A 15,660-nucleotide genomic window follows, 5' to 3' on the forward strand; every position below is an offset into this window, starting at 1 on the left:
TATTTGCATTACAGTTATGTTACAAGTGACTTTTTTCAAGTTATCTCTGTTAGTATAAGTCGTGTTGATAATTAATTGTGAATTCTTTCGATAATTCTAAAAACTAAACATAACTTCAGGAGGTACTCCCTTTTATGAAAAAGGTCATCACAGCATTAACAGCAACGGCAGCAATTTCCACTTATGGTCTGTCTCAGGACGCATCAGCGAACAACGGCAACGGGACTTACTCCATCCTCAACGGCGATACGCTTTGGAGCATCGCGCAGTCAAACGGCCTGACGGTCGATCAGCTGAAGGGCTACAATAATCTTTCTTCTGACTTGATCCGTACGGGCAGTGAGCTTAGCCTATCCGCACCTTCCACTCCATCTACATATACAGTGAAGGCTGGCGACACGCTCTGGGGCATCGGCAACAGGCATAATGTTTCCGTTGCGGATCTGAAGGAATGGAACAACTTGTCTTCAGACCTGATCCTGGTCAACCAGACGCTCTCTTTGAAAGGTGAAGTAGAGGAAGAGGTTGAAGTGGTCGAGGTTGAGGCAGAAACCGGGGCAGTTGAAGAGACTGAAGTTGTTGAAGTAGAAGTTGAAGACATCCAGACTAATGTAGATACATATACTGTGAAACCTGGGGATACACTTTACGGCGTCGCAAGCGAATTCGGCATGACATACCGTACTCTGATGTCGATCAATGGACTGGAGAGCTATATCATCTATCCGGGCGATGTCCTGAACGTCAGCGGCGAAGCGCAGGCGGTTGAGATTGAAGCGCCTGTTGAGGCGGAAGAAGCGTCTGTTGAAGAGGCAGCACCTGTTCAGGTAGAAGAAGTCGAAGCAGAAGAAGCTGCAGTTGAGGAAGCTTCTGTAGAAGAGGCAACTGTTGAAGCAGCAGAACCGGCAGCTGAAGTAGAAGTTGTTGAGGAGATTGTAGAAGCTCCAGTAGCTGAAGAAGCACCTGCTCAGGAAGAGGCTGTCGAAGAAGTTGCAGAGGAAGAGCCGGAAGTTGAAGCTGAACCTGTTCAAGAGGAAGAGGTCGAAGTAGAGGTTGCACCTGAACCTATAGTAGAAGAAGCACCTGTTCAGGAAGAAGAAATTGTAGAAGAAGAACCAGCAGTTGAAGAGGAGCCGGCTCAGGAAGAAGTCGTTGAAGAGACTCCTGTAGTTGAAGAAGCACCTGTCGAAGAAGTAGAGGTTGCTGAAGAAGAACCTGCGGTTGAAGCAGAGCCTGTTCAGGAGGAAGTCGCTGAAGAGGTTGAGGAAGCACCTGCAGTTGAAGAAGAGCCTGTGCAGGAAGATGTTGTTGAAGAGGAAGTAGAAGTCGTTGAGGAAGAGCCGGAAGCTCAGCCTGAACCTTCAAACATCACAGGTGATTCATACACAGTTCAGAGCGGCGACACTTTGGCAAGCATCGCAAAGAGAGCCGGCATGAGCTATAACGACATCATGGTATACAACGAAATGGACTCAGTACTGATCTACCCTGGCCTGACTCTTGACCTGGTGGACAACCGCCCGGCAGAACCGGTTCAGGAAGAAGTTGCAGCGCCGGTTCAGGAAGAAGCAGCAGTTGAAGAGACTGTAGAGGAAGTTCAGCCTGAACCGACTCCGGAACCTGTCCAGGAGACAGTCGTCGAGCCTGAACCAGAGCCGGTTGTAGAAGAAACACAGACGCCAGAAGTACAGGCGCCTGCAACTACGACTGCTTCATACGGCACGAACTGGTATCCGCATGGTGAATGTACATGGTACGCATTCGAGCGCCGCGTACAGCTCGGCAAGCCGGTCAGCGGCAGCTGGGGCAATGCATATAACTGGGCGAGCGCAGCACGCTCCCAGGGCCTCGCTGTTAACAACACACCTTCAGTCGGTGCCATCATCCAGTCGAATGCATGGCAGAACGGTGCATACAGCTTTGGACACGTTGGTGTCGTCGAGCAGGTGAATCCGGACGGATCAATCATGATCTCCGAAATGAACTGGAGCAACGGCCTGGGTGGCAAATCATTCAGAACGCTGTCCGCTTCACAGGCAGCAAGCCATAACTTCATTCACTAAGTGATCCACCCCCATAATATAGATGACCCCGCTTACTTCATTGTAAGCGGGGTTTTATTATGTTCAATCGATCGTCCTGATGCGCGCGATGAGCTGATAAGCTTCCAACGGACCATCCCGAGGCACGCGATGAGCTAATAGGCTTTCAACAGACCATCCCGATGTGCGCAATGAGCTGATAGGCTTCCAACAGACCGTCCCGGCGCACGCGATGAGCTAATAGGCTTCCAACAGACCATCCCGTGACTCACGATGAGCTGATAGACTTCCGATAGATTGTCCCGGCGCACGCGATGAGCTGATGAAACAAAGAACGGCCCGCCCCTTCATGAGGGACGGGCCGTTTATTCTCATTTCTATAATAATTCTTTCCTTGAGCTCTTGTTCATGAACCAGCGTATGGTGAGGCCGAGGCCGATCAGGAGTCCGAGGATGCCGAACGCCGGATAGACGATGCCGACCAGTTCCACGAAGCCGACGAAGCTCAGGAAGTAGCCGATGACGGCTGCGATAATCAGTATAATGTAATACTTTTTGGAGTACGGGATGCTGTAGCGTTTCAGGAACGGATACATGACCCCGACCGCCGTATTATAGATCACCAGCAGCATGACGACAGCTAAGATGAGCTGCAGTGCCGGGTGGATGTTATCGGCAAGCGACAGCGTCGGCAGTGCGATTTCATTCACCGTATCCATATTGGATATGAGTGCCGCGTTGATCAAAATCATCAAGATCGTGATGATCACTCCGCCGAGCAGTCCGCCGCGCGCAGCCGCCGTATGGCTCGATGAGTTCGCACCCATGATGGATAAGAAACTGAAGGCTGTCGCGAGTGTGAAGCCTGCATACATCGCCCCGTCCAGGAACCACAATCCGCTCGGTGTCCGTTCCGGCTGTGCCAGTGCGTTTACTTCTTCAAGCGGCACCTGCGGGTTGAAGATGTTGAACAGCGCAATGATGACGACGACCGCAATCAGGAACGGCGTCACCGCGCCGAGTGCCGCGACGATTTTATCGAAGTCGAGCATCAGTGTGATGACGACGAAGAAGACCATGATGAGCGTCCCGAGCCAGTACGGCACACCGAAGCTTTCATTGAATGCGGAACCTGCCCCTGCGAACATGATGACTGCGATGCCGTACAGGAAGAAGACGAACAGGTAGTCGATGATCGTGCCGGAAATTTTTCCGAACATCGTGAATATCGGCGTCTTGTGCGACTCCGCCTGGATGCGGTAGCCGAACTTCGTCGCCTGCCTTCCTATGAATAAGACGATCAGACCTGAAAGCAGTATTGCTATGTAGCTGTACAGGCCGTGGTTGGTAAAGAATTGAAGGATCTCCTGGCCGGTCGAGAACCCCGCGCCGACGATGACCCCGGTATATGCGAATGCTATTTTCCAAATTTCCCTATTCAATTTCATGAACCCCTTTTTGAAAAGATACTTTCCCATTATACCGAGTTTTCTGATTTATGTAAAATCAAGGATTGATATGCAGTAAAAAAAGCAGGCCAAAAGGCCTGCTTCATTTCATGACTGTTGCAAAGATGACCATGTCATCCGCGCCCGTATTTTCAACACCGTGGGAGCCGCCCCGCTCTATCAGGCAGAAATCCCCGGCGGTGACTTTGTGGCTGCCGTCGTCATCCTGGAAAATACCTTCACCTTCCATGATATAGTACCCTTCATAATCGTCATGGTGCGTATGGTAACCGATGCTTGCACCGGCCGGCACTGTCACTTTCACGACTGACTTAAAGGTGGCATGATCCGGGACATCACACTTTTCAATGGCGATGATGCCTCTGCCGCCGTGGAGGTTTTCGATATTGATGGTTTTATTCGTCTTATAAATCATATCATCACTCCCCTATCAGATTCGGCAGGAATGTCGAAATCGCCGGGAAGAAGATGATGAGCAGCACCATGATGCCGATGATGGCGAGGACATGCAGTATATACGGGAGCGTATCCTCGATGCCCATGCGCCTGTCGGTGATGCTGCACCCGGCGATGAGTGAGAGACCCACCGGCGGTGTGATGTTCGCTAACGCGAAGTTCATGATCATCACCATGCCGAAGTGTATCGGGTCGATGCCGTACTGCTGTGCGATCGGCATGAAGATCGGGCTGAGGAGCACAATCAGTGACGTCACTTCCGTGAGTGTACCGAGTATCAAAAGGATCAGTGACACGATCAGCAGGAACATGAGCGGCGAATCCGCGAACTCAAGGAAGAAGTTCGATATTTCCGCCGGAATCCTGTTGGCAGTCAGCACATAAGTGAACCCGCTTGCGAGCGAGATGATGATGAGAATTGTTGCCGATGTCACCGCCGACGACCGCATGATCTGACCGAATTTATTTATTGTAAGCTCCCTGTAGAACATGGCGAGCACAAATCCGTACGCCACGGCGATGACGGCCGCTTCTGTCGCGGTCGCAAATCCCGTGAATATACTTCCAAGTATGAATATCGGCGCAAGCAGCGGCAGCACCGCCTGCCTTGCGATCGTGAAGAATTCTTTTGCACTCACCTTTTCATGGTTTTCCGCACCGAAACCTTCCCTCTTTGCCATGAATGCGACATAGAAACACATGATGACAGTGAGTATTATCCCCGGGATGATGCCGGCGAGGAATAAGTTCCCGATGGAAATGTTCGCCGTGATGCCGAGTATGACCATGGTGATGCTTGGCGGGATGATCAGGCCGAGCACCCCTGCCGGCCCGATGACGCTTGCGATGAAGGAGTTGCTGTAGTTTTCTTCCTTCAATTTCGGCACCAATACAGACCCGACCGCATATGTCGTTGCGACGGTCGAGCCGGAAACCGCACCGAAGAGTGCAGTTGTCACAACAGTGGTCACCGCGGTGCCGCCGGGGAGTTTCCCGAGCAGGGCTTTTGCGAACCGCATGAGGCGAGTCGTAAGGCCGCCCTCGCCCATGATGTTCCCCGCAAGTATGAACAGCGGAATCGCGAGGTAGGAGAAGTTGTCAACCCCTGAAAACATGCGCTGGACGAGTATTTCATTCGATACACCGGTTGAAAACAGCGCGACCACGGTGACGATGCCGAGTATGTAAGCGATCGGCACACCGAGGAACAACAGAAGGAAGAAGGCAATCAGTATCATGATGATCATAAGGCTGCCCCCTCCTCATTCTCCACCGGGTTTTCATATATATCCGTAACGATGAAGAAGATTGCGAAAATGCCGCTGACCGGGATCGCCGAATAAAATGCCGTCATCGGAATCTGCAGTGTCGATGATGTCGAGCCCATCGCAGTCATGGACAGCTTGAAACCGTAATAGATGACGATGAGGTAAAATATGACGATCAGTATATTGACTGCTGCCTGCAGGTACTTCCTGCGTTCTTCCTTGAACCTGCGGACGAAGAATGTGACCGCGAGGTGCATCTTTTCATAAAATGCAAGACTGCTCCCGAGGAATGTCAGCCAGACGATCATCAGCCTTGAAAACTCCTCGGTCCCCGGCATTGAATAACCGACGGCCCTCGTGATGACCTGCAGCAGGACGGTGCCGGTCAGCAAAGTCATGATGATGACGACAACAACCGTCAAAAACCCTGCGATGATTTTCCTCAATTTCATAAAAATCCCCTCCTGAAAAAAGAAAGGGAAGAAATTAATCTTCCCATCCTGATGCCTCACGGTATATATTCATCAATTCTTCGCCGAAGACGTCCTCTTCCCACTCTTCGTATACAGGGAGCATCGCTTCACGGAATGCTTCGGTGTCGACATTGTCGTTGATTTCCATGCCGTTCTCTTCAAGCTCGGCCAGGTATTCATCTTCCATCGCATCATTTTCCGTCTGAACTTCCTCGGAGGCCGTTTCAAACTCCTCCAATATCACCTGCTGGTCCTCTTCGGAGATGCCGTCCCAAGTGTCAGTGTCGGCCACCACCATGACGGTGTTGTAGAAGTGGCCCGTCAATGAAAGATAATCCTGCACTTCATAGAACCTTGGTGCAAGGATGTTCGCAAGCGGGTTCTCCTGTGCATCAAGCGCACCCTGCTGGAGGGCACCGTACACTTCACTGAACGCCATGACCGTCGGCAGCGCGCCGACCTGTTCGAACGCATCCACACGCAGTGCCGTCTCGGCCACACGGATGTTCAGTCCCTGAAGATCTTCCGGCTCGACGATCGGCCCTTCATTGTTCGTGATGTGCCTGAAGCCCCACTCGAGATATCCGATCTGGGTCATTCCCTGCTCCGACATGATGTCGGCCAATGCCTCACCGAATTCCCCTCTGTATGCTTCACGTGCATTTTCAATGTCCGCCCACATATAAGGAAGGTCTTCAATCGCCATCTTCATATCCAGAGCCTGCATACTGCCGACCATGATTGCACCCGACTGCATCGACCCGACCTGGATTTGTTCCAGCATCTCGGTCTCTGAACCCAGCTGGCTGTCCGGATAGATGTCGAACTCGACACGCCCCTCGGTCCTCTCGGAAACATTTTCAGCCACCTGGTCAATCTGATCAGACGCCGGCGTACCCGGTGAGAGTGCGTGGCCGAGCTGCAGCGTGATACTCTCACCCGAACCGTTGTCCTCAGCAGTACCGTTATCCGCGCCTTCTTCACCGCCGTTGCCGCATGCCGCAAGCATCAAAGACATCGCACCGATCAATCCGTATTTTATAATCTTCATATAATAGCCCCCTATGTAATTTTCACGAAACTGTATAACAAAAGATACAGTATAATATTTTTACAGTCAATAGTATTTATGCTATTAAATGAATAAATATAAGTAGTGCCAATTTTTTGATGCAGAAAGTTTCATATAAAAAAACTGCACGCCGGTGATCGGCGTACAGTTCATAATCGTATTCGGTTTTATTCATTCAATAGTCTTTCGACCGCACCCAGCATGGCTTTAGCACCCGCTTCGATATCCTCATCCGAGGAGAATTCCGCCGGGTTGTGGCTGATGCCGTCCTTGCTCGGGATGAAGATCATGCCGGCATTCATCCTGCGGGACAGCGGATTCGCATCGTGGTTCGCCCCGCTCGTGAGCACCTCATATGAAAGGCCATTCTCCTCACATGACTCACGGATGTAGTCCATGATTTTCTCGGACATGTGCGCCGGCTCCTTCGGCGGGTTCTGGACGATGTCCACTTTGAAGTTCTCTTCTGCATACTGCCTGAACTCATTGATGATCTCCTTCAGCGTGGCCATATCGTCGCCCCTCAGATCAATGGAGAACTCGACTTTCCCCGGGATGACGGGTAGACCTGGAGTGTGCCGACCGTGCCGACGTTCGGTGCGCCGTAGGATTTCACGATGCGCTCGAATTCTGTAAGTATCTTCGCCGTATTCATCAGCGCATCATTCCGTTCCTCCATGCTGATGGTGCCCGCATGCCCCGCTTCACCGTGGACCGTCACGTTCATGCGGTTCAGGCTCGCGATGGAGTTCACGATGCCGATGTTTTTATTTTTCGTCTCAAGGTTTTTCCCCTGCTCGATATGGAGTTCCAAATAATCGGTGTAGGCCTCGTAGCCGATGGATTCATCCACCGTCGCTGCAGTCCTGTTGATATTTTTGAGCCAGTCTTCAAAACGCTCCGTCCGCTCGAGCAGGCCGGTGAAGACGCTGCTGCCGACGAGGCCGACTTCCTCTGCGCGGAAGGCGACGACGGTGACGGGTTTCTTAAGGGATACATTATTGTCGAGCAGCGTTGCCGCCACTTCGAGCGCGGTGATGACACCGAGGGCGCCGTCGAATTTACCCCCGTTGTTCACCGTATCGAGGTGCGAACCGATGAGGATGCCTTTGCCCTCTTTCGGGCCGATTGTAGCGAAGCTGTTGCCGAAGGCGTCCTGATGCGTGCGGAGGCCGAGTGCTTCACACTTTTTGATGAACCATTCGTGTGCCTGATCCTCGAAGTTTGAGAATGCCGGGCGCGTCATCCCCTCCCCTTCGTCCGTCACCGAATTCACTTCTTCGAGCATGCCGATCAGCCTTTTTAAATCAATTTTCATGAAAATTCCCCTTCCCTTGTCCTTATGGTGTTGTAACCGCTTTAAACCCCCGCAAATCGGGAATCCGTTTTGACAGCCCGGGTGGAAGTATGTTTAGAATGTTACTTGTGTAGTATTTTTCACAATACTTTTTCCTCAAATCCTCTGTAAGCTCCCAACCCTCATTCACCACAACACTTAAAATATTCTTGAAAATCAATTATAACAAAATTAATTAGGAGATGATCATTTTTGAGTTCCGGACAAAAAGAGGCGATTAAAATAGGATTTGCCTATGTCGGGGTCGTGCTTGGTGCAGGATTCTCGACGGGACAGGAAATCCTTCAATTTTTCACTAACTTTGGAATGATGAGTTTTGCGACGGTGATTCTATCAGCGCTCGTCATCATGTTCATAGGCAGACAGGCAGCCAAACTCGGGCACAGGATGGAGGCGGACTCCCACCTTGGGCCGATCAAACTGTTATTCGGGGAAAGGCTCGGTACTGTAGTGGATTATATTTTAATATTCTTTTTATATGGTGTGATGATCATCATGCTTGCAGGCGGCGGGTCTGCATTCAATGAAAGTTTCGGATTGCCGGCGTGGCTCGGTTCACTGCTTATGGCAATCGCTGTACTGATCACTTTGACGATGAACTTCAATAAGATTTTGACGACACTCGGTGCAGTGACACCTGCGCTGATCATCATCGTCATGGTGATTGCAGCCTACAGTATGTTCAACCCATCCGTACCTTTGAGTGAAGCCGTGCAATACACGGACATAGAAAAGACGCCGACGGGGATATGGTGGCTTGAGGCCATCACATACAGCGGCATCGTGCTCGCAATGGCATTCAGCATATTGTCCATCGTCGGATCACAGTCCACGATGAAGGTCGCAAAACGCGGCGGACTGTATGGCGGAATCATTTTACTTATACTCATGCTGCTGATGAACGGCGGGCTGCTGGCGAAGATTGATGTGACGTCAGCTGCTGATCTGCCGACTTTGATACTTGCAGCGGAGATCCATCCGTTACTGTCATTGGCGCTCACGATCGTGATGCTCCTCATCATTTATAATACGGCTGTGGGCATGCTTTACCCGTTCCTGTCCAGATTCTGGACGCCGTATACGAGGAAGTATAAGATCGCACTGGTTACAAGCGTCACCGTCGGTTATTTCCTGAGCCTGGTCGGCTTCGTCGACCTCGTGAACTTCTTCTACCCGATACTCGGTTACCTCGGCATTGCGATTGCCGTGCTGCTGAGTGCACTGTGGGTGAAGAGCAAGATCACGGGCGGTCTCGACATCAAGCCGCAGGTCAAGGTCAAAGGACCTAAACGGATATAATATAATAGTAGATTTTGAGGATTTGAGGGTGGCCACCAAGCCGAGGGTTTTGGTGGCTTTTTTCTATGCGCGGCGGAGGTGGAGTACTTCACGGGCGGCCGTCCATCGGAGTGATGGTTTTTATTCCACTGTTTCAATATAAAGATGAAGGGGAATACATAAGTTGATATATGTTATTGATAATGGAGGCTGAATATATGGGCAGAATAGAATCGTTTACTACTGAAAGGGTATTGATGGACAGGATCGGACAATTGAAATCTGATGGTCTGTCGGAGGACCGGATGACGGTCATTTCGAATTTCGGGCTTGAGGATACGCGGTCAAGATTTCCAGAGCTCGGGAATAAGACGACGGACGCCGATCCGTGGGAGAAGATCGTTGCATGGTTCCAGGGTGACGATCCGGACAATAAGGTGATCGACACGTTCGAGCTCACCGACCGGGAGAAGGAGGAGTACCGGAATCATCTGGAGGCCGGGCGTATGCTCCTCTACATCGACTATGATGATCATTCTTTCTACCGGTTCACGGAGAGTGATGATACGTATGATTATGATGATCCGGAACGTCCGCGCCGTCCGGTGAAGCTCGGCCACACCGTGGAGAATGACCTTGAGGCTAAGACGCGGGTGCCGGGCACCGATGAAGAGACGCTGCAGCTGCGTAAGGAAGAGGTCGTGGTCGACAAGGATACGCACCAGGTCGGCGAAGTCGTCGTGGACAAGTATACGGACTCTGAGGTCCAGGAGTTTGATGTGCCCGTCGACCGTGAGGAAGTGACGGTCGAGCGCCGGGAGATCGAGGGCGAGCCTTTGTTTGAGGAGTACAGCTATGATGATACAGGCGATGATGAAGGCACCATCCGCATCCCGATCACGAAGGAGCGCATCAAGATTGTAAAAGAGCATGTGGTGACCGAGGAAGTCATCATCCGGAAGCGGATCGTGACGGAGAATAAGCACATCTCGGAAGTCGTCCACCGTGAGAATATTGATGTGACCGAGAAGCGCAATCCGGGTGAAGTTTCTAGTGACTTGGATAAGCGGTTGTAGTTTTGAGTTGGAGTGCGAGGGGTTTTCCCTTCGTGCTCCTTTTTAATTGTGGCTAAAAACCGAAAATTGGGGGTTGAGGGGTTGTGCAGACCGTCATTTCAGGAATGATTCTGTTAAAATGAAATTATTGAAAATAGACTGCAGGAGGACGACATGGCTAAAATCGAATCGTTTCCAAGCCAAGCACTGTTGATAGAAAGAATCGAAAAGCACCTGGCAGAAGGTGTCCCCGAGGAACGGATGACGGTCATCGCCAATACCGACTTGAAGAAAGTGAGATCCGAGTATCCAGGCATCCGGAATGAATCGAAGGATATCGGCCCGTGGGAGAAGTTTATTTCGATCATGGCTGTGAAGAGCCGGGAGGAAAAGGAACTGGATAAGCTCGATGATCTGACCGAGCATGAAAAATACGTGTACCGGAAGGCACTGGAAGATAATCAGACGGTGCTGTATATCGGGGAATGAGAATGGGGCTCCTTCGGGGGGCCCTGTTTTTGTGTGGTGGAGAGTTTGAAGGCATGTGGCTGTTTAGTTAGCCTTGGAATTACATGTTAACTGAACACTTGAGGGGCGTTACTGTTTAGTTAGACTTGGAATCGCATGCTAAATGAACACTTGAGGGGCGTTACTGTTTAGTTAGACTTGGAATCGCATGCTAAGTGAACACTTGAGGGGCGTTACTATTTAGTTAGACTTGGAATCGCATGCTAAATGAACACTTGGAGGCTGGTGCTGCTCACTCGTGATGATATTTAGGGCTGAGTAAGCAAGATTTTGTCTTCCCTGCTCATTCGTGAGGATATCCAGACCTGAGTAAGCAGAATTTTGCTCTTCCTGCTCATTCGTGATGATTTTCAGGTCTGAGTAAGCAGAATTTTGCTCTTCCTGCTCATTCGTGATGATATTCAGGGCTGAGTAAGCAGAATTTTATCTTCCCTGCTCATTCGTGGTGATATTCATCCTCGAGTGAGCAGGTTTTTATATTTGAATGACCATGCCGGTTTCGGCGAGGGTTACATCTTTGAGGCCTGCGGATTTTGCAGTCTGGAGCAGCTCCTCGGTGTTCCCGTAATGCGGGAGATGTGAGAGTATGGTTCTTTTGGCCTGTGACTCTTCTGCAAGAAGGGCCGCTTCTTCTGCGTTCAAGTGGCCGAGACGCTTCGCATCCTCCCCTTCGTAGTGGCTGCATTCGGTGATGAGGACATCGGCGTTCTCTGCGAACTTGGAAAGGCTCTTCTTATAGCTCGTGTCCGCAGTGTAGACGAGTGTTTTCTCTTCGTCGTCAACGATCTTCATCGCATAGGTCTCCACCGGATGCGTGTTCTTGTGGAACGTCACTGTGAACGGGCCGACGTTGAAGGTGCTGTTTTTATTGTAGGCGTGGAATTTATTGAAGTTCGTGTCCTCCACCTGCCTTGCGATATCGTTGTCCGCGGGGCCGTATATATGAAGGCGCTCGTCGGCCTGGTCGATATATGTGCCGATCATGCGGCCGAACATGAATGCGCCGAGGTCGACGGAATGGTCGTAATGGTAATGCGACAGGAAGAGGTGGTTCAGTTCATTCAGCTCGATGTAGTTCTGGACATGCGCGGCCACCCCGCTTCCGGCATCCAGCAGTATCGCGAAACCGTCCTTTTCGACGAGGTATCCGGATGTGGGTTCATTCTTTTTCGGGAAACCGCCCCACATGCCGACGATTGTACATTTCATTGAAGACACTCCTCTACTCATAATGATTGATGTAAATTCATCATATCATGGTATCATTAAGGGATCGAAGTTTTTTATTCTAATAGGTTTGGCTGCGATGAAGTATGACGACTATTTTTAAAACGGAGTGTTGAACATGCAGGTGACTGAGAATTTCATCCGTTATTTACATACGGATACGATATATAAAAGAGGCAGGATGTACTATGTGGAGGGCCGGGTGAATAACCTCACGCACGATGCGGGTTCGGATACGTGGCGGGCGCAGGTCACAGGGAGCCGGACATATAATACGCGCATCGTGGTGCACAGTTCGTATGTCAGGAATTACTGCGACTGTCCGGCGTATGAAGGGAACAATAAATGCAAGCACACATGCGCGACGCTTTTTGCGGTGTCGGTGGCTCAAGCTGGGGCCAGGCATCCTGACACACCGCCCCGCCCTGTTGCCGATGCAGAGACGGACGGGCCGAAGTATCATCCGGCCGAAAACCTGATGCGGTTTTTGGGCGGCATCCGGACGGAGGCGCCGGAACCTTCCGGTTCCAAGGGGTTGCTTAAAGTTGAATTCACACTCAGGACGTATATGCCGGGGTATTATTTCCGGCTGAAGGAGACGTTCAATATACAGATGCGGGTCGGCGAGGAACGCCTGTATGTGGTGAAGGACATCCGTGATTTTCTGCATGCCATCACCCATAACAACGCCCTGATGTTCGGGAAGAACTTCACCTTCGATCCGGAGCTCCATCACTTTTCCGCTGAAGACCAGGTCGTGATCGATAAACTGCTGGAAATCAGGAAGACGGAGATCTTCTATGAGAACAGTGCAGATTATACCCCTGCGCGTAAAAAGGGGAAAGAGATGCTGATCCCTGCGAATATGGCGGATGATCTGATCATGAAGCTCCAGTACGTCGATTGCAAATTTGAAAATGAAGACTTCAAATACGGCCAGTTGAAGGTCGATGACGGCGATTTGCCGTTCACGTTTGCTTTGGACGGCGGGGAGGATGACCATTACCTGTTGAAGATTGCGGACCATTCGGCAGGGTTTCATTATGATGCCTACAGCTGGTATGTGTCGGACGGCACAATGTATAAATTGACCGAGGCACAGAACCGGGCACTCCAGCCATTCACCGAATACCTCGAGGAAGGCATGTCGCCGGATATTCCGATATCGTCCGAACAGATCGGCGATTTCATCTCGGGCACCCTGCCGAAACTGAAGGCCATCAGCAACGTCCGGTTATCCGAAAGCATCGCTGAAAATGTAGCGGATCCGGAGCTCGAGCCGCGTGTGTATGTCGACGGGACGGACTACAGCCTTGAGGTGCGGCTCGAGTACCATTATGATGCCGTCATCATCAATCCTTTCGCGGGCACGGTGGAAAACCATGATTCTGCGGATAAGATACTCATCCGCGATTCCGAACAGGAAGACCGCATCATGGGCATACTCGAAAACTCCGGACTCAAAGTGAGCGATGGCAGGCTGTATACAAATTATGACGATGAGCTGTTCGAGTTCCTGCATGAGACACTGCCGGTGCTTGAGGGTCTCGCTGAGATCTTTATCGCACCTGCCGTGAAATCCATGATACTGCCGGATGCGCCGAAAGGCACGGTCGAGGTGAATGCACCCGGCGGGAACTTCCTTGAAGTGAACTTTAATTTAGAAGGCATCAGTGCGGATGACATCACGGCAGTGCTTGAAGCGGTCAATGAGAAAAGGAAATATGTCCGGCTGCCGGGCGGTGCTTTCGTATCCCTCGAGGATGAGAGCCTGGAGGAAGTGGCGGAAGTCCACCGTTCAATCAAGGATAAATCGACTGTGGATGACGACGGCATGATGACGCTGCCGCTCTACCACGGCATGTTCGTGGAAAACCAGATGGCGGACCTTCAGTTCAACACGCCTGAATTCGGGAAGAATTTCAGGAACTTCATCGAAGCGGTGAAGCGGCCGGAGGAACAGCAGCTTTCGGTGCCTTCCGGGTTGCAAGCGGATCTCAGGGATTATCAGGAGACCGGCTTCAAATGGATGAAGTCGTTGTCCCGCTACGGCCTCGGCGGCATTTTGGCCGATGACATGGGGCTCGGGAAGACCGTCCAGTGCATCACGTATATACTGTCGGAAATTGATGAGGATGTTGGTGAGGATGTGCCCTTCCTGATCGTTGCGCCCGCGTCGCTTGTCTACAACTGGCGGAATGAGTTCCAGAAGTTTGCGCCCGGCTTGAATGTGGCAGTTGCTGCGGGAACGAAGCCTGAGCGCCGGGAAGTGCTTGAGGGGCCGGTGCCGGATGTGTATATCACTTCCTATCATACACTGCGTCAGGATCTGGAGTGGTACGAGGGACGCATGTTCCATACACTGATTCTCGATGAAGCCCAGGCGATCAAGAACTACCAGACCAAGATTTCAAAAGCCGTGAGGCAGATCCAGGCGCCGAAGCGGTTTGCACTCTCCGGCACCCCAGTCGAAAATTCGATGGATGAGCTGTGGGCCGTGTTCCAGTCGGTGATGCCGGGGTTTTTATTCGACCAGAAGACGTTCCGGGCACAGGAACCGGAGACGATCGCGCGGCTTGTTAAGCCCTTTATTCTAAGAAGGTTGAAGGAAGATGTATTGACGGAGCTGCCGGATAGGATCGAGAGCATCCATTATTCCGAGATGAATAAGGAGCAGAAGAAGCTGTATCTGGCGTATCTGAACAGGATTCAGGCGGAGGCGGCGGAATCGCTCGCGACGGAGGGGCTGCAGAAGGGCCGGCTGAAGATTTTAGCGGGGCTTACGCGGCTGAGGCAGCTGTGCTGCCACCCTTCGTTGTTTGTGGATGATTATGCGGGGGATTCCGGTAAGCTTGAGGCGCTGCGCGAGATCATTGAAAATGCGCGGGAAAACGGGCAGCGAATGTTGATATTTTCCCAGTTCCCGAGCATGCTTCGGATCATCCGTGAGAAATTGGAGGCTGCCGGACGGAGCAGCTATTACCTGGATGGACAGACGCCGGGTGCCGAGCGTGTGCGTCTGGTCGAGGCGTTCAATGAAGGCGCTGAGGATATCTTTTTGATTTCCTTGAAGGCCGGCGGTACGGGGCTGAATTTGACCGGTGCCGATACGGTTGTGCTGTATGACTTGTGGTGGAACCCGGCGATTGAGGAACAGGCCATCGGGCGCGCTCACCGCATGGGGCAGAAGAATGTCGTTCAGGTCATCCGGATGATTGCCCAGGGTACGATCGAGGAGAAGATCAACGAGATGCAGCAGGAGAAGAAGGAAATGATCGACAGCATCATCCAGCCCGGCGAGGCGAAATTGTCCTCGATGTCTGAGGAGGATATCCGGGAGATACTGTCGATATAGGTGGTTTGGGGGCTATCTATCGCTCAGTCGGCTTTCCCAGTGAGCGATGGAGAGGTTCTATCGCTCAATCAGCTCTCTCA

General features: G+C 51.5%; 13 protein-coding genes. 5 read left to right on the forward strand and 8 right to left on the reverse strand.

Annotated features, from left to right (window positions below; all coding sequences use genetic code 11):
* The first annotated feature begins 134 nt into the window (after positions 1–134).
* A complete protein-coding gene (locus CRN96_RS13345; protein WP_097042558.1) occupies positions 135–2,063 on the forward strand; it encodes a LysM peptidoglycan-binding domain-containing protein in 1,929 nt (642 codons plus the stop codon).
* A 356-nt stretch (positions 2,064–2,419) separates the two neighbouring features.
* Here CRN96_RS13345 and CRN96_RS12100 read toward each other — a convergent pair whose 3' ends face one another.
* From CRN96_RS12100 to CRN96_RS12125, 7 genes are all read right to left on the reverse strand, one after another.
* On the reverse strand, positions 2,420–3,490 hold the full coding sequence (locus tag CRN96_RS12100; protein ID WP_097042801.1) for a YkvI family membrane protein: 1,071 nt from the start codon (positions 3,488–3,490) through the stop codon (positions 2,420–2,422).
* Between the two features lie 103 nt (positions 3,491–3,593).
* Positions 3,594–3,926 (reverse strand): cupin domain-containing protein, encoded by a 333-nt coding sequence (locus tag CRN96_RS12105; RefSeq protein ID WP_097042561.1) that lies wholly within the window; start codon positions 3,924–3,926, stop codon positions 3,594–3,596.
* A gap of 4 nt (positions 3,927–3,930) precedes the next feature.
* On the reverse strand, positions 3,931–5,214 hold the full coding sequence (locus CRN96_RS12110) for a TRAP transporter large permease (RefSeq protein ID WP_097042563.1): 1,284 nt from the start codon (positions 5,212–5,214) through the stop codon (positions 3,931–3,933).
* Positions 5,211–5,687 (reverse strand): TRAP transporter small permease, encoded by a 477-nt coding sequence (locus tag CRN96_RS12115; protein ID WP_097042565.1) that lies wholly within the window; start codon positions 5,685–5,687, stop codon positions 5,211–5,213. The genes CRN96_RS12110 and CRN96_RS12115 overlap by 4 nt, the downstream gene beginning before the upstream one ends.
* Before the next feature lie 34 nt (positions 5,688–5,721).
* Positions 5,722–6,759 (reverse strand): DctP family TRAP transporter solute-binding subunit, encoded by a 1,038-nt coding sequence (locus tag CRN96_RS12120; RefSeq protein WP_097042567.1) that lies wholly within the window; start codon positions 6,757–6,759, stop codon positions 5,722–5,724.
* A gap of 188 nt (positions 6,760–6,947) precedes the next feature.
* On the reverse strand, positions 6,948–7,292 hold the full coding sequence (locus tag CRN96_RS13420; protein ID WP_245844697.1) for a M20/M25/M40 family metallo-hydrolase: 345 nt from the start codon (positions 7,290–7,292) through the stop codon (positions 6,948–6,950).
* 11 nt (positions 7,293–7,303) lie between these two features.
* Complete coding sequence (locus CRN96_RS12125) at positions 7,304–8,098, reverse strand: M20/M25/M40 family metallo-hydrolase (protein ID WP_245844698.1); 795 nt, start codon at positions 8,096–8,098, stop codon at positions 7,304–7,306.
* A 231-nt stretch (positions 8,099–8,329) separates the two neighbouring features.
* On the opposite strand from CRN96_RS12125, the gene CRN96_RS12130 reads away from it, so the two are divergent.
* From CRN96_RS12130 to CRN96_RS12140, 3 genes are all read left to right on the forward strand, one after another.
* Entirely contained in the window at positions 8,330–9,436 is a 1,107-nt protein-coding gene (locus CRN96_RS12130) for a YkvI family membrane protein (protein WP_097042569.1), read from the forward strand.
* A gap of 197 nt (positions 9,437–9,633) precedes the next feature.
* Positions 9,634–10,491 (forward strand): YsnF/AvaK domain-containing protein, encoded by an 858-nt coding sequence (locus CRN96_RS12135; RefSeq protein WP_179647218.1) that lies wholly within the window; start codon positions 9,634–9,636, stop codon positions 10,489–10,491.
* Between the two features lie 153 nt (positions 10,492–10,644).
* Positions 10,645–10,959, forward strand: a complete 315-nt coding sequence (locus CRN96_RS12140; RefSeq protein WP_097042573.1) for a general stress protein — start codon at positions 10,645–10,647, stop codon at positions 10,957–10,959.
* Positions 10,960–11,472: 513 nt separating this feature from the next.
* On the opposite strand, the gene CRN96_RS12145 is transcribed toward CRN96_RS12140, so the two are convergent.
* The gene (locus CRN96_RS12145; protein ID WP_179647219.1) at positions 11,473–12,207 is read right to left on the reverse strand and encodes an MBL fold metallo-hydrolase; all 735 of its coding nucleotides are present in this window, start codon (positions 12,205–12,207) and stop codon (positions 11,473–11,475) included.
* Between the two features lie 136 nt (positions 12,208–12,343).
* On the opposite strand from CRN96_RS12145, the gene CRN96_RS12150 reads away from it, so the two are divergent.
* Positions 12,344–15,580, forward strand: coding sequence for a DEAD/DEAH box helicase (locus CRN96_RS12150; protein WP_097042578.1), 3,237 nt, complete (start codon positions 12,344–12,346; stop codon positions 15,578–15,580).
* The last annotated feature ends 80 nt before the right edge of the window (positions 15,581–15,660 follow it).

It is taken from the genome of Salinicoccus kekensis (genome assembly GCF_900220995.1).
GTDB lineage: Bacteria > Bacillota > Bacilli > Staphylococcales > Salinicoccaceae > Lacicoccus > Lacicoccus kekensis.

What these genes read in the sequence shown, in the direction of transcription:
- CRN96_RS13345 (WP_097042558.1), top strand. Translation starts at nt 135, where the DNA reads ATGAAAAAGGTCATCACAGCATTAACAGCAACGGCAGCAATTTCCACT.
- CRN96_RS12100 (WP_097042801.1), bottom strand. Translation starts at nt 3,490, where the DNA reads ATGAAATTGAATAGGGAAATTTGGAAAATAGCATTCGCATATACCGGG.
- CRN96_RS12105 (WP_097042561.1), bottom strand. Translation starts at nt 3,926, where the DNA reads ATGATTTATAAGACGAATAAAACCATCAATATCGAAAACCTCCACGGC.
- CRN96_RS12110 (WP_097042563.1), bottom strand. Translation starts at nt 5,214, where the DNA reads ATGATCATCATGATACTGATTGCCTTCTTCCTTCTGTTGTTCCTCGGT.
- CRN96_RS12115 (WP_097042565.1), bottom strand. Translation starts at nt 5,687, where the DNA reads ATGAAATTGAGGAAAATCATCGCAGGGTTTTTGACGGTTGTTGTCGTC.
- CRN96_RS12120 (WP_097042567.1), bottom strand. Translation starts at nt 6,759, where the DNA reads ATGAAGATTATAAAATACGGATTGATCGGTGCGATGTCTTTGATGCTT.
- CRN96_RS13420 (WP_245844697.1), bottom strand. Translation starts at nt 7,292, where the DNA reads ATGGCCACGCTGAAGGAGATCATCAATGAGTTCAGGCAGTATGCAGAA.
- CRN96_RS12125 (WP_245844698.1), bottom strand. Translation starts at nt 8,098, where the DNA reads ATGAAAATTGATTTAAAAAGGCTGATCGGCATGCTCGAAGAAGTGAAT.
- CRN96_RS12135 (WP_179647218.1), top strand. Translation starts at nt 9,634, where the DNA reads ATGGGCAGAATAGAATCGTTTACTACTGAAAGGGTATTGATGGACAGG.
- CRN96_RS12140 (WP_097042573.1), top strand. Translation starts at nt 10,645, where the DNA reads ATGGCTAAAATCGAATCGTTTCCAAGCCAAGCACTGTTGATAGAAAGA.
- CRN96_RS12145 (WP_179647219.1), bottom strand. Translation starts at nt 12,207, where the DNA reads ATGAAATGTACAATCGTCGGCATGTGGGGCGGTTTCCCGAAAAAGAAT.
- CRN96_RS12150 (WP_097042578.1), top strand. Translation starts at nt 12,344, where the DNA reads ATGCAGGTGACTGAGAATTTCATCCGTTATTTACATACGGATACGATA.